Origin of the sequence: Streptomyces jeddahensis (genome assembly GCF_001642995.1) — a bacterium.
Classification (GTDB): Bacteria; Actinomycetota; Actinomycetes; order Streptomycetales; family Streptomycetaceae; genus Streptomyces; species Streptomyces jeddahensis.
Genome location: NZ_LOHS01000090.1, coordinates 1 through 15,834, shown reverse-complemented (window position 1 = coordinate 15,834; position 15,834 = coordinate 1). Strand labels below are relative to the sequence as shown.

Sequence of the window (15,834 nt, the reverse complement as noted above, 5' to 3'; positions counted from 1 at the left end):
ATGGTACTGCAGGGGGGACCCTGTGGGAGAGTAGGACGCCGCCGAACAATCTTTGGAGGACCTCTGGTCCCAGCGTTCATGCTGGGACCAGAGGTCCTTTTTTGTTTTTCCCAAGCGCGCACTTAGTAGCCGGGTGCGCAAGAATGAATGCGGTACCGCAGACAGGAGCCACCGATGTCCCCCAACTCTCCCGACGATCGACCGGAGCGCGACCAGCGCCGCCGGGACAGTGGTGACCGCGGCGGATACCGCGGGGAGCGCCGCGACAGCGATCGCGGTGGCTACGGCGATCGCGGGGGCCAGGGCCGTCGTGACGACCGTGATCGTGGCGGCCGGCGCTTCGGCGAGCGGAGCGACGACCGCAGGGGCGATCGCCGCGACGACCGCCGTGAGGGCGACCGCGGTGACCGTGGTGGGTTCCGCCGCGATGACCGCCGTGACGATCGCCGTGATGACCGCAGGGACGACCGACGCGGCGGGTTCCGGCGCGAGGACGACCGTGGTGGTTTCCGTCGCGATGACCGCCGCGATGACCGGCGCGAAGGCGAGCGCGGCGACCGTGGTGGTTTCCGCCGTGATGACCGTCGCGATGATCGGCGTGACGGCGAGCGCGGCGACCGTGGTGGGTTCCGCCGCGACGACAGCCGCGGAGGCGGTTACCGCGGGCGCGACGACCGTGACCGCGACCGCGGCGGACGTCCTGCGTTCCGCCGTGACGACCGGCCTGGCGGGCCGCGTCGGGAGGAGCGTCGTGACGACCGTGACGGCGGCTTCCGCAGGGACGGCGACCGTCAGGGCTTCCGTCGCGATGACCGGCGTGACGGCGAGCGCGCCGACCGGGGTGGATTCCGTCGTGACGATCGGCGGGACGACCGTCGTGAGGGCGACCGCGGGGATCGTGGGGGTTTCCGCCGTGACGACCGGCGCGACGCTGATCGCGGGGGCTACGGCCGTCGTGACGCCCGAGGTGGCTTCCGCGGTGGCGCTCGCTACGACGATCGGCGTGATGACCGTCGCGATGATCGACGTGACGGCGAGCGCGGCGAGCGCGGCGACCGTGGTGGGTTCCGCCGCGACGACAGCCGCGGAGGCGGCTACCGCGGACGCGACGAACGTGCCCGCGACGAACGTGGCCGTGACGACCGCGGACGTGGCCCGCGTCGGGACGACAGCAGGGGCCGCCCCGGTGGCTTCCGCGGCAGAGACGACCGCCGTGACGACCGCCGAGACGACCGGCGTGGCGGCGGCCGCTTCCGTGACGAACGCGGCCGGGACCGCGACAGGGGTGACCGCGAACGCGAGCCCATCAAGCGGCTGCCGATCCCCGAGGACGTCACGGGCGAGGAGATCGACAAGGACGTACGGCAGGAGCTGCAGAGCCTGCCCAAGACGCTTGCCGAAGACGTCGCCAGGAATCTCGTGATGGTGGCCCGGCTCATCGACGAGGACCCCGAGGGTGCCTACGCGTACTCGAAGGTCGCGCTGCGGCTCGCCTCGCGCGTCGCCGCCGTGCGCGAGGCCGCCGGCTTCGCCGCGTACGCGAATCAGAAGTACAGCGAGGCCCTCGCCGAGTTCCGGGCCGCGCGCCGGATGACCGGACACGTGGAGCTGTGGCCCGTGATGGCCGACTGCGAGCGCGGTCTCGGGCGGCCCGAGAAGGCGCTCGACATGGCCGGTGCGCCCGAGGTGAACAAGCTCGACAAGGCCGGTCAGGTCGAGATGCGGCTCGTGGCAGCCGGGGCGCGGCGCGACATGGGGCAGCTCGACGCGGCCATCGTCACACTGCAGAGCCCCGAGCTGGCGTCCAACTCCGTGCAGCCCTGGACAGCGCGTCTGCGGTACGCGTACGCCGACGCGCTGCTCGCGGCCGGCCGCGAGTCCGAGGCACGCGAGTGGTTCGCGAAGGCCGTCGAGTCCGACAAGGACGGCAGCACGGACGCCTCCGACCGGCTGGCGGAGCTGGACGGTGTCGAGTTCGTCGACGCTCTCGACGAGTCGGAGACCGAGTACGAGGGCGAGGGTGAACCTGAGCCGGACGAGTCCCCGGCCGAGGCCACGCCCCAGCCGGTGTCCGAGCCGACGCCCGAGACCTCGCCCGTGTCCGCGGCTGACGAGGACGGCGAGAAGACGGCGGGCAGCGCGAACGCCGAGGCCTGACGGAGCGCGCAGTACGCAGTGACCGCGCGCAGCACGCAGCAACACGTAAGGGCGGGACCTTCACCGGGGTCCCGCCCTTACGTGTTTGTTGCTCGCTTCCGTGGTGCGAGCCGCTCAGTGCACCAAGCTGCGCAGCACGAGACCGGTCGCCGGTTTCGGGCCGAAGGACGTGGACTTGCGCGGCATGGTGACACCCTGCTGGGCGAGGTCGCGTACGACGTCCTCGTGGACCGGATGCATCAGGACGGCCGTTCCGCCGTCGCGTTCCGCCTTGGCGACCGTGGCTGCCGTGTCGTGTATGTACGCGATGTGTTCCGGTGTGTCCGGGATCCGCCAGACGTGGTCGAGCAGAGTGGAGTGCAGGACCGCCGCGTCGAGGGCGCGCCAGGCTCGGGGGCGGTCGCTCGGGACCGTCGTATCGAGGAGCGCGGGAGACAGGCGGTCGACCAGATGGAAGCGGCCGCTCCCGCCGCCCGCCGTCAGCCCCGTGCCCTCGCCGGCGAGGAGGAACGCGTTGCCCTCGCTCGCGGCCTCGGCCAGCTCTTCGAGTGCGTCCGGCAAAGGGCCCTCGACCGTGCGCACGCGGACAGCGCCCGACTGGGCCTTGAGGGCGGTCAGGGCATCGGCGAGCGGCAGGCGGTGCAGGAGGCGGTGGATCGCCCTGACGCGCAGCGGATAGCGTGCGGTGTCCACCAGGAGGACCAGGCCGAAGTCCCAGGGGCCGGGCGACGGGTGTTCGGCGCGCAGACGCAGGTACGTCGCCCAGCGGTGGTGGCCGTCCGCGATCACGGCCTGGTGGTGGGCCAGATCCGACCGGATCTCGTCCACGTCGGCCGCGTCGGTCACCGACCAAAGGCGGTGGCTGACGCCGTCCTCGGTGGTCGTGGCGAGCAGCGGCGGGCGCAGGACGGTCCGCTCGACGACGGCGGAGGTACCGCCGTTCCCGCCGATGCCGCTCGGGCCCTCCGCGGCGACGCCCTCGGCGGCAAGGCCCTCCGCGGTGCCGTTGCCGCGGTACGTCAGCAGCAGCGGCTCCAGATTCGCGGCCGTCGCACGCATCAGGGCCGCGCGGTCCGCGACGATGTGCGGCATCACCTCCTCGTGCGGGAGGACGATGCCCTCCGCTGCTTCCGAGAGGCGCAGCGCGCCGATGACCCCGCGCTGCAGCACGTCGCCGCTGCGCTGCTCGTAGACGTACAGGCCGGGCTCCGGGTCGGGGGCCAGGACGCCCTCCGACAACCAGCGGGCGAGAGTGTCGGCAGCCCGCTCGTTGCGGGTCTCCGGGCCGTTCTGCGGGAGGATCAGCCGGACGATGTTGTGCGGGTCGGCGGACTCGAGGTGGTGCAGGCCGTCGGGCCGGACGACCACGTCGTACGGCGGCGAGGTGACGGCGGCCAGGCTGCGGACCCGCTCCGGGACGTACCGCACGCCCCGGAAGGGGATCAGGTCGAGGCCGCCCGTCCCTGGAGGTGCCGCGTGGCCTGCAGTGTTCATTGCTGCATCGTAAGTGTGTCAGTGTCATGCGGGATGATCGGGGGAGTGGGATCGAACGAGGAGCGATGCGTAATGAGCCAGACCGTCCCGGCCCCCAGGACGCGCCCTGAGAGCAGCGAGAGGGCGCTGAACGAGGCCTACGACACGGCGCTGCTCGACCTGGACGGAGTGGTGTACGCGGGCGGGCACGCGATCGTGCACGCCGTGGAGTCGCTCAGCCTTGCGCGTGACGGCGGGATGCATTTGGCGTACGTGACCAACAACGCGCTGCGTACGCCGGACGCCGTGGCCGCGCATCTGACGGAGCTCGGGATTCCGGCGGCGGCTTCGGACGTCATCACCTCGGCGCAGGCCGTGGCCCGGCTCATTAGCGATCAGGTTCCTCAGGGCGCGCGTGTGCTGGTGGTCGGTGGGGACGGGCTGCGGGTCGGGCTGCGCGAGCGGGGTCTCGAGCCGGTGGAGTCCGCGGACGACGATCCGGTGGCGGTGGTGCAGGGGTACGGCGGGCCTGAGCTGCCCTGGGGACGGTTCGCGGAGGCCTGCTACGCGATCGCGCGAGGGGTGCCGTGGTTCGCGTCCAACACGGATTTCACCATCCCGAGTGCGCGGGGCATCGCGCCGGGCAACGGAGCGGCGGTGGAGGTCGTACGGATCGCCACGGGCGCGGAGCCACAGGTGGCCGGCAAGCCACTGCCGCCCATGCACCGGGAGACGATCCTGCGGACGGGGGCCGAGCGGCCGCTCGTCGTGGGGGACCGGCTGGACACGGACATCGAAGGCGCGTTCAACGGCGGCGTGGACTCGCTCCTCGTGCTGACCGGCGTGACGGACGGCGCCCAGCTGCTGGCCGCCGTGCCGGAGCACCGGCCGACGTATGTGGACGCCGACCTGCGGGGGCTGCTCACCGGGCAGCCCGAGGTCGTCGCGGACGGTCGAGGGTTCCGCTGCGGTGGCTGGACGGCGACGGCGGGGGAGGAGCGATTGGAGCTGGACGGTGACGGCGAGGCCCTCGACGGGCTGCGGGCGCTGTGCGCGGCTGCCTGGACGGTGGCCGGGGACGGCGCCTGCCGGTTGGACGGGGAGAAGGCGCTGGCGCGGCTGGGGCTCTGAGAGACGCTCGTTGAGAGCGCCCGATCGCGGAGGCTGAGCCGGGAGAGGCGAGTTGGGAGGGGACAGAGGATCGAGACGAGATAGCAGGGTAGGCTAACCTAACCGGGTGTTGGTCGACAGTCCTCCCGAACAGCGCGCGGAGACCGCCCCCGCGCCCCCCAACCGCCGGGCGATACGCGCCGTCGGGCTCCTGGTGTCCGTTGTGATCCTCGCGCTCGTCGCGGTGGCGAGCATCGCGATCGGCGCGAAGCAGCTGCCGCTGGACCAGGTCTGGCACGGCCTGTTCCACGACACCGGGACGTACGGGGACGTGGTGGTCGGCGAGCGGCTGTCACGCACCGTCCTCGGTCTGCTCGCCGGTGCCGCGCTCGGCCTGTCCGGCGCCGTCCTCCAGGCGCTCACCCGGAACCCGCTGGCCGACCCGGGACTGCTCGGCATCAACGCGGGCGCGTCCGCCGCGGTGGTCACCGCCATCACGTACTTCGGCGTCACCTCGCTGAGCGGCTACGTCTGGTTCGCGTTCCTCGGCGCCGCAGCGGTAGGGGCGCTGGTCTGGTTCCTCGGCGGCAGCCGGGGCGCGACGCCGGTGCGACTCGCGCTGGCGGGCACCGCGATCAGTGCCGCGCTCTACGGCTATCTGCAGGCCGTGATGATCATGGACAACGCGGCGCTCGGCAAGATGCGCTTCTGGACGGTCGGTTCGCTGGCCTCGGCCACCGACTCGACCATCACGCAGGTCCTGCCCTTCCTCCTCGTCGGCACGGTCGTCGCGCTGTTCCTCGCCCGGCCGCTGAACGCCGTGGCCATGGGTGACGACACCGCCCGCGCACTCGGCGCCAACCTCAACCGCACTCGGGCACTGTCCATGGCCGCGGCCACCGTGCTGTGCGGGGCCGCGACCGCCGCCTGCGGGCCGATCGTCTTCGTCGGGCTGATGGTCCCGCACGTCGTCCGGTCCTTCACCGGGCCCGACCTGCGCTGGATCCTGCCGTACGCGACCGTCCTGTCTCCTGTGCTCCTGCTCGGCGCCGACGTCATCGGACGGATGGTCGCCCGGCCGGCGGAACTCCAGGTCGGCATCGTCACCGCGGTCCTCGGCGGCCCGGTCTTCATCTATCTCGTACGACGGCGGAGGACGGCGCAGCTGTGAAGGTTATGAGCAAGCCCGCGTCGCGCCAGAACAAGCCCGCGTCGCGCCAGAACAAGCCCGCGTCGCGCCAGAACAAGCCCGCCGTGCGCAGTCGTGCCTTCCGCACCCCGGGCGGACTCTCGGTCCGCCTGGACGTGAGGGCGTTCACCGTCGTCGTCCTGCTGCTCGTGGCGGCGCTCGCCGCGAGTGTCGTACTGATCGGCACGGGCGACTTCCCGATCCCGGCCGCCGACGTCCTCAGGACGCTGGCCGGGAACGGCGACGCGGGCCAGGAGTTCATCGTCAACGAGCTGCGGCTGCCGCGGGTCCTGGTCGGCCTGCTGGTCGGGGCCTCGCTCGGGCTCGGCGGGGCGCTGTTCCAGTCCATCTCCCGCAATCCGCTGGGCAGTCCGGACGTCCTCGGGCTCGGGCAGGGCGCGACCGCCGGGGCGCTCGTCATGATCGTGCTGTTCTCCGGCAGCGCGACCCAGGTCGCCCTCGGCGCCCTGGTCGGCGGCCTGGCGACCGGCCTGGCGATCTATCTGCTCGCCTGGAAGCGGGGCGTGCACGGCTACCGGCTGGTGCTGGTCGGCATCGGCGTGTCCGCCATCGTCACGGCGGTCAACGGCTACCTCCTCACCAAGGCCGACCTCGTCGACGCGGCCCGCGCGGTCGTGTGGATGACCGGCTCCCTCAACGGCCGCGACTGGTCCCAGGTCTGGCCGCTGCTCGTCATGTGCGCCGTCCTCGTACCGCTGGTGCTGGGGAACGCGCGCGGGCTGCGGATGATGGAGATGGGCGACGACGTGTCGTACGCCCTCGGGGTGCGCGTTGAACGCGTACGGCTGCTGCTGATGGTGTCGGCCGTGCTGCTCACCGCGGGGGCCACCGCGGCAGCTGGACCGGTCAGCTTCGTGGCCCTCACCGCGCCGCAGCTCGCCCGGCGGCTGACCCGCTCGCCGGGACCCAACCTGGTGCCCTCGCTCTGCATGGGCGCGACTCTGCTGATCGTCGCGGACTGGGCCTCACAGCGGGCCTTCGGCGCGGACCAGCTGCCCGTCGGCGTGGTCACCGGAGTGCTGGGCGGCGTCTATCTGCTGTGGCTGCTCGTCACGGAGCGGAAGGCGGGACGGGTATGACGAGGGCGCAGCCGTCCGGGCAGCAGTCAGCCGGGCAGTCGGCGCCCCGGCCCACCCGCCACCGACTCGAAGACCACCTCTAGGAGTGCCTCTGTGAACCGGCTCATCGCCGACGACGTCACCATCGGCTACGACCAGCGCGTCATCGCGGAGAAGCTGTCGGTCGAGATACCCGACAACTCGTTCACCGTCATCGTCGGGCCGAACGCCTGCGGCAAGTCCACGCTGCTGCGCGCGCTGTCACGGATGCTGAAGCCGACGCACGGCCGGGTGCTGCTCGACGGGCAGGTCATCCAGTCGATGCCCGCGAAGAAGGTGGCCCGTACGCTCGGTCTGCTGCCGCAGTCCTCGATCGCGCCGGACGGGATCACGGTCGGCGACCTCGTGGGGCGCGGGCGCTACCCGCACCAGGGACTGCTGCGCCAGTGGTCGTCCGAGGACGAGCGGATCGTGCGCGAGTCGATGGAGTCGACCGGTGTCGCCGACCTCGCGGACCGCTATGTGGACGAACTGTCCGGCGGTCAGCGCCAGCGCGTCTGGATCGCCATGGCCCTCGCCCAGCAGACGCCTCTGCTGCTCCTGGACGAGCCGACGACATACCTGGACATCCAGCACCAGATCGACGTACTGGATCTCTGCGCGGAGCTTCACGAGGAGCAGGGGCGGACGCTGGTCGCGGTCCTGCACGACCTGAACCACGCGGCCCGGTACGCCACCCACCTCATCGCCCTGCGCGGCGGCGAGGTCATCGCGGAGGGCGCGCCGTCGGACATCGTGACGGCGGACCTTGTCGAGCGTGTGTTCGGCATGCGGTGCCAGGTCATCGACGACCCGGAGACCGGCACGCCGCTGGTGGTGCCGGCGGCGCGGAAGCGGCGGTCGGCCGCGGTGAGCGCAGGTGCGGTTACAACAGGCTCCTGAGGCGGAACAGGTCGAACAGTCCCGCCTCCAGCCTCACCCGGCCGGAGCCCCAGGCCTTCGCGAAGTTCAGCTCGCCGTTGACGAGGGCCACCAGGTCGTCGCCCGTCATGGCGAGCCGGATCTGGGCCTTGTCCCGCGGCGGGCCCTGCAGCGTGTCCAGCACCTCGATCCGGCCGCCCTTGAGGCGGCCGGTGAAGGTGATGTCGAGGTCGGTGATATGGCAGCTCAGCGAGCGGTCGAGCTCCGCAGCCTTGCGTACGGCACCATCGGCGCCCGCCATATTGTCGGAGAGCTTCTCGAGCGCGCTGAGGCACTCCTCTTTCGTGGCCATCGCGAACGACGGTACCCCAGCGCTTCGCGGTAGCGTCAGGGCATGAACGACTCAGTGCCGGGGCCCGGGGTTTCCGGGCCGGGAGACGCCAGCGAGGCCCAGGAGGCCTTCGCTGCCGAGGCTCATGTGACTGATGAGGCTTACGGGGCCGATGAGCCGAGTCTCGCGGAGAGCGCGGAGGCATACGAGCCTGCCGGTCCCGCCCCCCTCGGCGTCCCCCGCACCCCCACCGGCAACGCCGACGTCGACGCGCAGCTGGAGCGGCTGGCCGACGCCGACGACCTCGCCACGGACGGGCACATCGAGGTGTACGAGGATGTACATCGCGGGCTGCGCGACGCGCTGACCGCGCTCGACACACGTCCCGGCCCTCCGGGGCCGCCCGGCCCTCCGGGCCCGCCGGGATCCCGGGCACCCTCGCGGCCGCCAGGGCCCCCGAGCGCCTACGGAACCTACGGAGACAGGAGCTGAACCGAACGTGGCAGGAGTCGCACGCCGCCGCCTCGACGCCGAGCTGGTCCGCCGCAAGCTCGCCCGCTCGCGCGAGCACGCGAGCCAGCTGATCGCCGCCGGGCGCGTGACGGTCGGCGGCAACACCGCGACCAAGCCCGCCACGCAAGTGGAGACCGCCGCGGCCATCGTCGTCGCGAAGGACGACAGCGACCCCGACTACGTCTCGCGCGGCGGCCACAAGCTCGCGGGTGCGCTGAAGGCCTTCGTCCCGCTCGGCCTGGAGGTGGAGGGGCGGCGCGCGCTGGACGCCGGTGCGTCGACGGGCGGCTTCACCGACGTACTGCTGCGGGCCGGGGCGGCGCAGGTCGTCGCCGTCGACGTCGGCTACGGACAACTGGCCTGGTCACTCCAGAGCGATGAACGCGTCATCGTCAAGGATCGTACGAACGTACGCGAGTTGACGCTGGAGGCGATCGATGGAGAGCCCGTGGACCTGGTGGTCGGTGACCTGTCCTTCATCCCGCTCGGCCTGGTGCTGCCCGCCCTGGTGCGGTGCGCGGCGCCCGACGCGGACCTGGTGCTGATGGTCAAGCCGCAGTTCGAGGTCGGCAAGGAGCGGCTGGGCAGCGGAGGCGTCGTACGCAGCCCCGAGCTGCGGGCCGAGGCGGTACGCGGCGTTGCACAGCAGGCCGCCAAGCTGGGGCTCGGCGTGCGGGGCGTCACGGCGAGCCCGCTGCCGGGTCCTTCGGGGAACGTCGAGTACTTTCTGTGGCTGCGCGCCGGGGCGCCCGAGCTCGACCCGGCCGATGTCGACCGAGCAGTGGCGGAGGGGCCGCGGTGACTCAGACCGGACGTACGGTGTTCCTGCTCGCCCACACGGGGCGGCCCGCGGCCATCCGCAGCGCCGAACTCGTCGTGAAGGGGTTGCAGCGGTGCGGCCTGGGCGTACGGGTCCTGGAGTCGGAGGCCGTCGACCTGCCGTTGCCGCCCTCCGTCGAACTGGTGCCGGAGGCCACGCCCGAGGCCCTCGACGGCTGTGAGCTGCTGATCGTGCTCGGCGGCGACGGGACGCTGCTGCGCGGAGCGGAGTTCGCCCGCGCCTCGGGCGTGCCGATGCTGGGCGTCAACCTCGGCCGCGTCGGGTTTCTCGCGGAGGCCGAGCGGGACGACCTCGAGAAGGTCGTCGACCGGGTGGTCTCGAAGGACTACGAGGTCGAGGAGCGCATGACCGTCGACGTCGTCGTGCACAGCAACGGCGCCGTCGTGCACACCGACTGGGCGCTCAACGAGGCCGCCGTGCAGAAGATGTCGGCGGAGCGGATGCTCGAGGTCGTGCTCGAGATCGACGGCCGGCCGGTGACCGGCTTCGGCTGCGACGGCATCGTGTGCGCCACGCCCACCGGGTCGACGGCGTACGCGTTCTCGGCCGGCGGGCCCGTGGTGTGGCCGGAGGTGGAGGCGCTGCTGATGGTGCCGATCAGTGCGCATGCGCTGTTCGCGAAGCCGTTGGTGACGTCGCCGGATTCGGTGCTGGCTGTCGAGGTGCAGCCGCACACCCCGCACGGGGTGTTGTGGTGTGATGGGCGGCGGACGCTGGAGCTTCCGCCGGGGGCGCGGGTTGTGGTGAGTCGGGGGGCTGTGCCGGTGCGGTTGGCTCGGCTGCATCACGCCTCCTTCACGGACCGGTTGGTCGCGAAGTTCGCGTTGCCGGTTTCGGGGTGGCGCGGGGCGCCGCATTAGCCCTGCGGGCGGCGGTACGTGTTCCTGGGGCGCCGTACTTTCTCAGGGCGCCCGCCGTCGTGGGGCTGTGCCCACCCGTTCCGCCCTGCGGAACGATTGCCCACAGCGGGGCGGGACGGCTGCCCACAGCAGGGCGGGACGGCCGCGCACAGCAGGGGAACGGCTGCCCACAACGCAAGGGACGGGCCCCTCCGGCGGGTGATGTGGGCCCTCGTTACCTGCGGGTTCTTGGAAGCGGGGCGGGGGCCGTCGCACAGGCAGGGGCTGACCTCGTAAGGTCGTGTCCGTGTTGGAGGAGATGCGGATACGGTCGCTCGGAGTCATCGACGATGCTGTCGTCGAGCTGTCGCCCGGTTTCACCGCCGTGACGGGCGAGACCGGGGCGGGCAAGACGATGGTGGTCACCAGTCTCGGCCTGCTGCTGGGCGGGCGCGCCGACCCGGCGCTCGTGCGGATCGGTGCCAAGTCGGCGGTGGTCGAGGGGCGGATCACCGTACCCGCGGAGTCGTCCGCTCTCGTCCGCGCGGAGGAGGCGGGGGCCGAGCTCGACGACGGTGCGCTGCTGATCAGCCGTACCGTCTCCGCGGAGGGGCGGTCACGGGCGCATCTCGGCGGGCGGTCCGTGCCCGTGGGTGTGCTGGCCGAGCTCTCCGACGAGCTTGTCGCCGTGCACGGCCAGACCGACCAGCAGGGGCTGCTCAAGCTGTCCCGGCAGCGCCAGGCGCTCGACCGGTACGCGGGCGATGCGGTCGCCGTTCCGCTCGCCAAGTACACGGCGGCGTACCGGCGGCTGCGTGCCGTCACCGCGGAGCTCGACGAGATCACCACGCGCGCGCGGGAGCGTGCGCAGGAAGCCGACATGCTGCGCTTCGGCCTCGACGAGATCGCGGGCGTCGAGCCGCGCGCGGGCGAGGACGCCGAGCTCGCCGCCGAGGCGGAGCGGCTGGGCCATGCCGAGGCCCTGGCCTCCGCCGCCACGGCCGCGCATGCCGCGCTCGCGGGCAATCCCGAGGACCCGGAGGGTGTCGACGCGTCGACGCTCGTCGCGGGCGCACACCGGGCGCTGGAGGCCGTACGGTCCCACGACCCCGCCCTCGCCGGGCTCGCCGAGCGCATCGGCGAGATCGGGATCCTGCTGGGCGATGTGGCGGGGGAGCTCGCCGGGTACGCCGACGACCTCGACGCCGATCCGCTGCGGCTGGCCGCCGTGGAGGAGCGTCGGGCCGCCCTCAACCAGCTGACCCGCAAGTACGGCGAGAACATCGACGCCGTCCTCGCGTGGGCCGAGCAGAGTGCCGCCCGGCTCACCGAACTCGACGGCGACGACGAGCGGATCGGCGAGCTGACGGCCGAGCGGGACGCTCTGCGTGACGAACTCGCCGGGCTTGCCCAGGCTTTGACGGACGCCCGCACGGACGCCGCCGAGCGGTTCGGTGCGGCGGTCACCGCCGAGCTCGCCTCGCTCGCGATGCCGCACGCGCGCGTGACGCTCGACATCCGGCAGACCGAGGTGGCCGAGGGCGGCGACGGCGTCGAGGTGGGCGGGCGGACCGTCGCATACGGGCCCACGGGCGTCGACGAGGTCGAACTGCTGCTCGCCCCGCACCCGGGGGCGCCGCCGCGGCCCATCGCCAAGGGCGCATCGGGTGGTGAGCTGTCGCGCGTGATGCTCGCGGTCGAGGTCGTCTTCGCGGGCACCGACCCCGTGCCGACGTACCTCTTCGACGAGGTCGACGCGGGTGTCGGCGGCAAGGCCGCGGTCGAGATCGGCCGTCGGCTGGCCCGGCTCGCCAAGTCGGCGCAGGTCGTGGTGGTCACACATCTGCCCCAGGTGGCGGCCTTCGCGGATCGCCAGCTGCTCGTGGAGAAGACGAACGACGGTTCCGTGACCCGGTCCGGGGTCAAGATCCTCGAAGGCGAGGAGCGCATCCGCGAACTGTCGCGCATGCTGGCCGGCCAGGAGGACTCCGAGACGGCACGGGCGCACGCGGAGGAGCTGCTGGCGACGGCGCGTGCGGACGGCTAGTCGGCCCTTCCGCGGGCCCTCTTCTGGGCCTTCGGCCAGGCGCCACGCCCGTCTCCGTAAGGTGGCGGGCATGATCGGACTGTTGTCCAGCAGAGCCGCCGCGTTCGGACTCGCCGCGGGCGTCACGCGTGTCGTGTACGGGGAGTTGCGGCGGCGCTCGCCCGGCGGCGCCTCGCGGTGGGAGCGCCCGAACTACGCCGGGCGCACCGTGCATCTGGCCGCCGGGCCCGCGGTCGCCGCGGGGGCCGCTGTCGGCGCGCTGCCCGCCCGTACGCGGGGCGCCGCCGCGTTGGCCGTGCTGGCGGCCGGGGCGTGCGGGGCGTACGACGACGTCGCCGGTGCTGGTGACCCCAGGCGGGGTTTCCGTGCGCATCTGTCGGCGCTGCGCGACGGTGAGGTGACCAGCGGGGCGGTCAAGCTGTTCGGCATCTCGGCGGCCGGGCTCGCCGCCGGGGCGCTGCTCAAGGAGCGGCCCGTGGACCGGCTCCTGGCGGGCGTGGTGATCGCCGGCACCGCGCATCTCGTCAACCTCGTGGACGTACGGCCGGGAAGGGCCGCTGCCGCGGTGCTCGCCCTGGGCGCACCGGGACTGCTGCGGAAAGGGCCGGCCGGGATGCTGTCCGCCGCGTCCATGGGGGCAGCCACCGCCGTGCTCCCCGACGACGTCGCCGAGCGCACGATGGTCGGCGACACCGGTGCGCATGCGCTGGGCGCGGCGTTGGGCGCGGCGATCGTCGCGGGCAACGGCCGCGCGGGGCTTGCGGCGCACGCGGCCGGGCTGGTCGCGGCGGCGGTGTACGGCGACACGGTGAGCGCGCTGGCGCAGCAGGCGGGAGAGACGATCCGGCGGTGTGTCAGCGGGGGCCTGCAGTAGTGGGTTGATGCGGTTGTCCGACCAAAACGGCCAGCGTGTCGCCTGATTGGGTGACCCGATGGCGGCGTGTTGCCCGCTCCGACACGGTGACGGTCATCGGTCGGTGCCGGAACGTCCGTACGGGCTGGCATCCTTGAGGCTGTACGTCGACGATCCAGCACCCCGCCACACCAGGCTGTACGACGCACCACCGCAGCCCCACGCCGCCCCAGGAGCCCGGCCACAGTGAGCAGCCACACACCGCACGGCCACGCACCGCTGCGCACCGTGCAAGTGCTCGGCGGAGGCAGCGGGGGCAGCAGCGCCCACGTCCGCTCACTGGCCGCGGGCCTCGTCGCACGGGGCGTGCGGGTCACCGTGTGCGCGCCCACCGAGGTCGCGTCGGCGCTCGGCTTCCGGGACGTGGGCGCCCACCACATCCCCGTTCCGCGCCGCAGCGACCCGGCATCCGTGGCGGCGCTCCGCCTGGCCTGCGCGGATGCCGACCTGGTGCACGCGCACGGGCTGAACGCGGCCGTCCGTGCCGCGCTCGCCCTCAGCGGGCGCCGTACCCCGCTCGTCGTCACCTGGCACACGCGCACGCACGCCGAGGGGGCGCGCGCCCACCTGCTGCGCCTGCTCGAACGCCGGGTCGCCCGGTCCGCGTCGGTCGTGCTCGGCACGACGTCTGACCTGGTCGACCGGGCCCGCCGCCGCGGTGCGCGTGACGCGCGGCTCGCGGCCGTTGCGTTCCCCGGGCCGCGCGGGGCCGGGAGCTCGGCGGGTACGGACGACGACGCCGACCGGCCGCCGCGGCACAAGGTGCGCGCCGAACTGGGCGCCGTCGACCGCCCGTTGCTCATGGCCGTCGGAGCCCTCGAACAGCACCGGGGCTACGAGACGCTGCTGGACGCCACGCGCGCGTGGCGGCACCTCGACCCCGTACCGCTCGTGCTCATCGCCGGAGAGGGACCGTTGCGGGGTGCGCTGCAGCGGCGTATCGAGGACGAAGGGCTGCCCGTACGCCTCCTCGGCCGCCGCGACGACGTGCCGGAACTGCTCGCGGCCGCCGACCTCGCGCTGCTGCCCAGCCCCTGGGAGGCCCGCTCGGTCCTCGCCCAGGAGGCGCTCCACGCGCGCGTGCCGCTCGTCGCGACGGCCGTGGGCGGCGTGCCCGACCTGGTCGGGGACGCCGCGGAGCTCGTTCCGCCCGACGACGCGGAGGCGCTCGCGGACGCGGTCGTACGCCTTCTCGACGACCCCGGGCGCAGGGAGTGGCTCAGGGACCTGGGTGAGGCGCAGGCGGCCACCTGGCCGACGGAGGACGAAGCGGTCGCTCAAGTCCTCAGTGTCTACGACGAGTTGACGAGGACCCTGATGACGTAGAGGGGGACGCTGACAACGTTGAGAGGGACGCCGCCGACGTAGGTGAGCGGCGTCCGTCGACGATCCGGTCCTGACGCGGTCACGGCGCATGCCTCCGCGCCCGCAGCGCCAGGCTCAGGGTCAGCACCGTCTGCGGGTCGTCCAGGTCCGTGCCGAGGAGTTCGCTGATCCGGGCCAGGCGGTTGTAGAGCGTCTGCCGGTTGAGGTGCAGCTCGCGGGCCGTCTCCGCCTTGCGGCCCGCATGGGCCAGATACGTCTCCAGGGTCGGCAGGAGCGGCGGCTTCGAGCGGCGGTCGTGGTCGCGCAGCGGGCCGATCGCGCGGTCGACGAAGGCCGCGAGGTCCGGGTGGTCGCGCAGGCGCCACAGCAGCAGGTCGATGTCCAGGCGCTGCGCGTCGTACCACGGCCGGTCGGGCAGGCCCTGCGCCGCCGTCGCCGTCTCCGCGGCATGCCGCAGCCCCGCCGAGGCCGCCGCCCAGCCGCCTGCGACGCCGACCACCACGACCGGTGGCTGCCCGCCGGCCCGCTGCATGCCCGCGCGTTCCACGCCGGCCCGCAGCGCCACCGCGACCCGGTCCGCGACCGCCGTGCGCTCGGACTCCGAACGCAGCGCGAGCAGCAGCGGCACCCGCCCCTCGACCGGGCGTACGCCCAGCAGCACCGGCACGCCCACCGACGCCAGCTCCTCCGCGACGGCACGCGCCAGGACGGCCCAGCCGCCGCCCGGTGAGAGCCCGGCGGGCCCGTCCGGGAAACGCATCACGACCGGCAGCAGGGGTGCCTCGCCGGGCTTGAAGCCCAGGACCCCGGCCTGCGCCGGAGCATCATCGGCGGCGATGCGGCCCTCCGCGAGGTCGGTGAGGAAGTCGCCGCGGCCGCGGGCCGCCAGCTCCTCCTCCTGGCGGGCCTGCATGAGCACGACCGCGAGGATGCCCGCCGCCCGCTCCGCCGCCATGCGGTGCACGGGCTCGGTCGGGCTGGCGACCGCGAGCATCACCAGCCGGGCCCGCACCGAGCCGCTCGGGCCGTGCCCGCCGCCGGGGCCGCTCGTGGGGCCGCCGCCCAGGCCGCTGCTGCCGGGGCCCGCCCCCAGCC

At 73.2% G+C, this 15,834-nt stretch carries 14 protein-coding genes; 11 read left to right on the top strand and 3 right to left on the bottom strand.

Features of this window, described 5'->3' with window-relative positions:
- Positions 1-1,314: 1,314 nt before the first annotated feature.
- Positions 1,315-2,157 (top strand): tetratricopeptide repeat protein, encoded by an 843-nt coding sequence (locus STSP_RS20840; RefSeq protein ID WP_078067362.1) that lies wholly within the window; start codon positions 1,315-1,317, stop codon positions 2,155-2,157.
- Between the two features lie 114 nt (positions 2,158-2,271).
- On the opposite strand, the gene STSP_RS20835 is transcribed toward STSP_RS20840, so the two are convergent.
- Positions 2,272-3,651: a DUF1015 family protein gene (locus STSP_RS20835; protein WP_067280214.1), complete on the bottom strand. Its 1,380-nt coding sequence runs from the start codon at positions 3,649-3,651 to the stop codon at positions 2,272-2,274.
- A gap of 72 nt (positions 3,652-3,723) precedes the next feature.
- Between STSP_RS20835 and STSP_RS20830 the strand changes: the two genes are divergently transcribed.
- The 4 genes from STSP_RS20830 to STSP_RS20815 all read left to right on the top strand — a co-directional run bounded on the left by STSP_RS20830 (position 3,724) and on the right by STSP_RS20815 (position 7,950).
- Complete coding sequence (locus STSP_RS20830) at positions 3,724-4,761, top strand: HAD hydrolase-like protein (protein WP_067280211.1); 1,038 nt, start codon at positions 3,724-3,726, stop codon at positions 4,759-4,761.
- A gap of 106 nt (positions 4,762-4,867) precedes the next feature.
- The gene (locus tag STSP_RS20825; protein WP_067280210.1) at positions 4,868-5,911 is read left to right on the top strand and encodes a FecCD family ABC transporter permease; all 1,044 of its coding nucleotides are present in this window, start codon (positions 4,868-4,870) and stop codon (positions 5,909-5,911) included.
- A gap of 5 nt (positions 5,912-5,916) precedes the next feature.
- Positions 5,917-7,029 carry a FecCD family ABC transporter permease gene (locus STSP_RS20820; RefSeq protein ID WP_232789735.1) on the top strand — a complete coding sequence of 371 codons (1,113 nt, stop codon included), beginning with the start codon at positions 5,917-5,919 and terminating at the stop codon, positions 7,027-7,029.
- A gap of 93 nt (positions 7,030-7,122) precedes the next feature.
- Positions 7,123-7,950, top strand: a complete 828-nt coding sequence (locus STSP_RS20815; protein ID WP_067280207.1) for an ABC transporter ATP-binding protein — start codon at positions 7,123-7,125, stop codon at positions 7,948-7,950.
- Here STSP_RS20815 and STSP_RS20810 read toward each other — a convergent pair.
- On the bottom strand, positions 7,934-8,281 hold the full coding sequence (locus STSP_RS20810; RefSeq protein WP_067280205.1) for an SCP2 sterol-binding domain-containing protein: 348 nt from the start codon (positions 8,279-8,281) through the stop codon (positions 7,934-7,936). The two genes, STSP_RS20815 and STSP_RS20810, sit on opposite strands and share 17 nt — an antisense overlap.
- Positions 8,282-8,323: 42 nt before the next feature.
- Here STSP_RS20810 and STSP_RS37325 point away from each other — a divergent pair, with 42 nt between their 5' ends.
- From STSP_RS37325 to STSP_RS20780, 6 genes are all read left to right on the top strand, one after another.
- Positions 8,324-8,752: a hypothetical protein gene (locus STSP_RS37325; protein ID WP_232789734.1), complete on the top strand. Its 429-nt coding sequence runs from the start codon at positions 8,324-8,326 to the stop codon at positions 8,750-8,752.
- 7 nt (positions 8,753-8,759) lie between these two features.
- The gene (locus STSP_RS20800; RefSeq protein WP_067280200.1) at positions 8,760-9,575 is read left to right on the top strand and encodes a TlyA family RNA methyltransferase; all 816 of its coding nucleotides are present in this window, start codon (positions 8,760-8,762) and stop codon (positions 9,573-9,575) included.
- Positions 9,572-10,474, top strand: a complete 903-nt coding sequence (locus STSP_RS20795; RefSeq protein ID WP_067280199.1) for an NAD kinase — start codon at positions 9,572-9,574, stop codon at positions 10,472-10,474. The genes STSP_RS20800 and STSP_RS20795 overlap by 4 nt, the downstream gene beginning before the upstream one ends.
- A 298-nt stretch (positions 10,475-10,772) precedes the next feature.
- On the top strand, positions 10,773-12,500 hold the full coding sequence (gene recN, locus STSP_RS20790; RefSeq protein ID WP_067280197.1) for a DNA repair protein RecN: 1,728 nt from the start codon (positions 10,773-10,775) through the stop codon (positions 12,498-12,500).
- Between the two features lie 70 nt (positions 12,501-12,570).
- The gene (locus tag STSP_RS20785) at positions 12,571-13,374 is read left to right on the top strand and encodes a hypothetical protein (RefSeq protein ID WP_067280196.1); all 804 of its coding nucleotides are present in this window, start codon (positions 12,571-12,573) and stop codon (positions 13,372-13,374) included.
- Between the two features lie 225 nt (positions 13,375-13,599).
- Positions 13,600-14,739 carry a glycosyltransferase family 4 protein gene (locus STSP_RS20780; protein ID WP_067280194.1) on the top strand — a complete coding sequence of 380 codons (1,140 nt, stop codon included), beginning with the start codon at positions 13,600-13,602 and terminating at the stop codon, positions 14,737-14,739.
- Between the two features lie 79 nt (positions 14,740-14,818).
- Here STSP_RS20780 and STSP_RS20775 read toward each other — a convergent pair.
- The coding region (locus STSP_RS20775; RefSeq protein ID WP_198547399.1) for a PucR family transcriptional regulator at positions 14,819-15,834 on the bottom strand (1,016 nt) is incomplete at its 5' end.

Coding starts and splice junctions, on each gene's coding strand:
- STSP_RS20835 (WP_067280214.1), bottom strand. CDS start 3,651: ATGAACACTGCAGGCCACGCGGCACCTCCAGGGACGGGCGGCCTCGAC.
- STSP_RS20830 (WP_067280211.1), top strand. CDS start 3,724: ATGAGCCAGACCGTCCCGGCCCCCAGGACGCGCCCTGAGAGCAGCGAG.
- STSP_RS20820 (WP_232789735.1), top strand. CDS start 5,917: ATGAGCAAGCCCGCGTCGCGCCAGAACAAGCCCGCGTCGCGCCAGAAC.
- STSP_RS20810 (WP_067280205.1), bottom strand. CDS start 8,281: ATGGCCACGAAAGAGGAGTGCCTCAGCGCGCTCGAGAAGCTCTCCGAC.
- STSP_RS37325 (WP_232789734.1), top strand. CDS start 8,324: ATGAACGACTCAGTGCCGGGGCCCGGGGTTTCCGGGCCGGGAGACGCC.
- recN (WP_067280197.1), top strand. CDS start 10,773: ATGCGGATACGGTCGCTCGGAGTCATCGACGATGCTGTCGTCGAGCTG.
- STSP_RS20785 (WP_067280196.1), top strand. CDS start 12,571: ATGATCGGACTGTTGTCCAGCAGAGCCGCCGCGTTCGGACTCGCCGCG.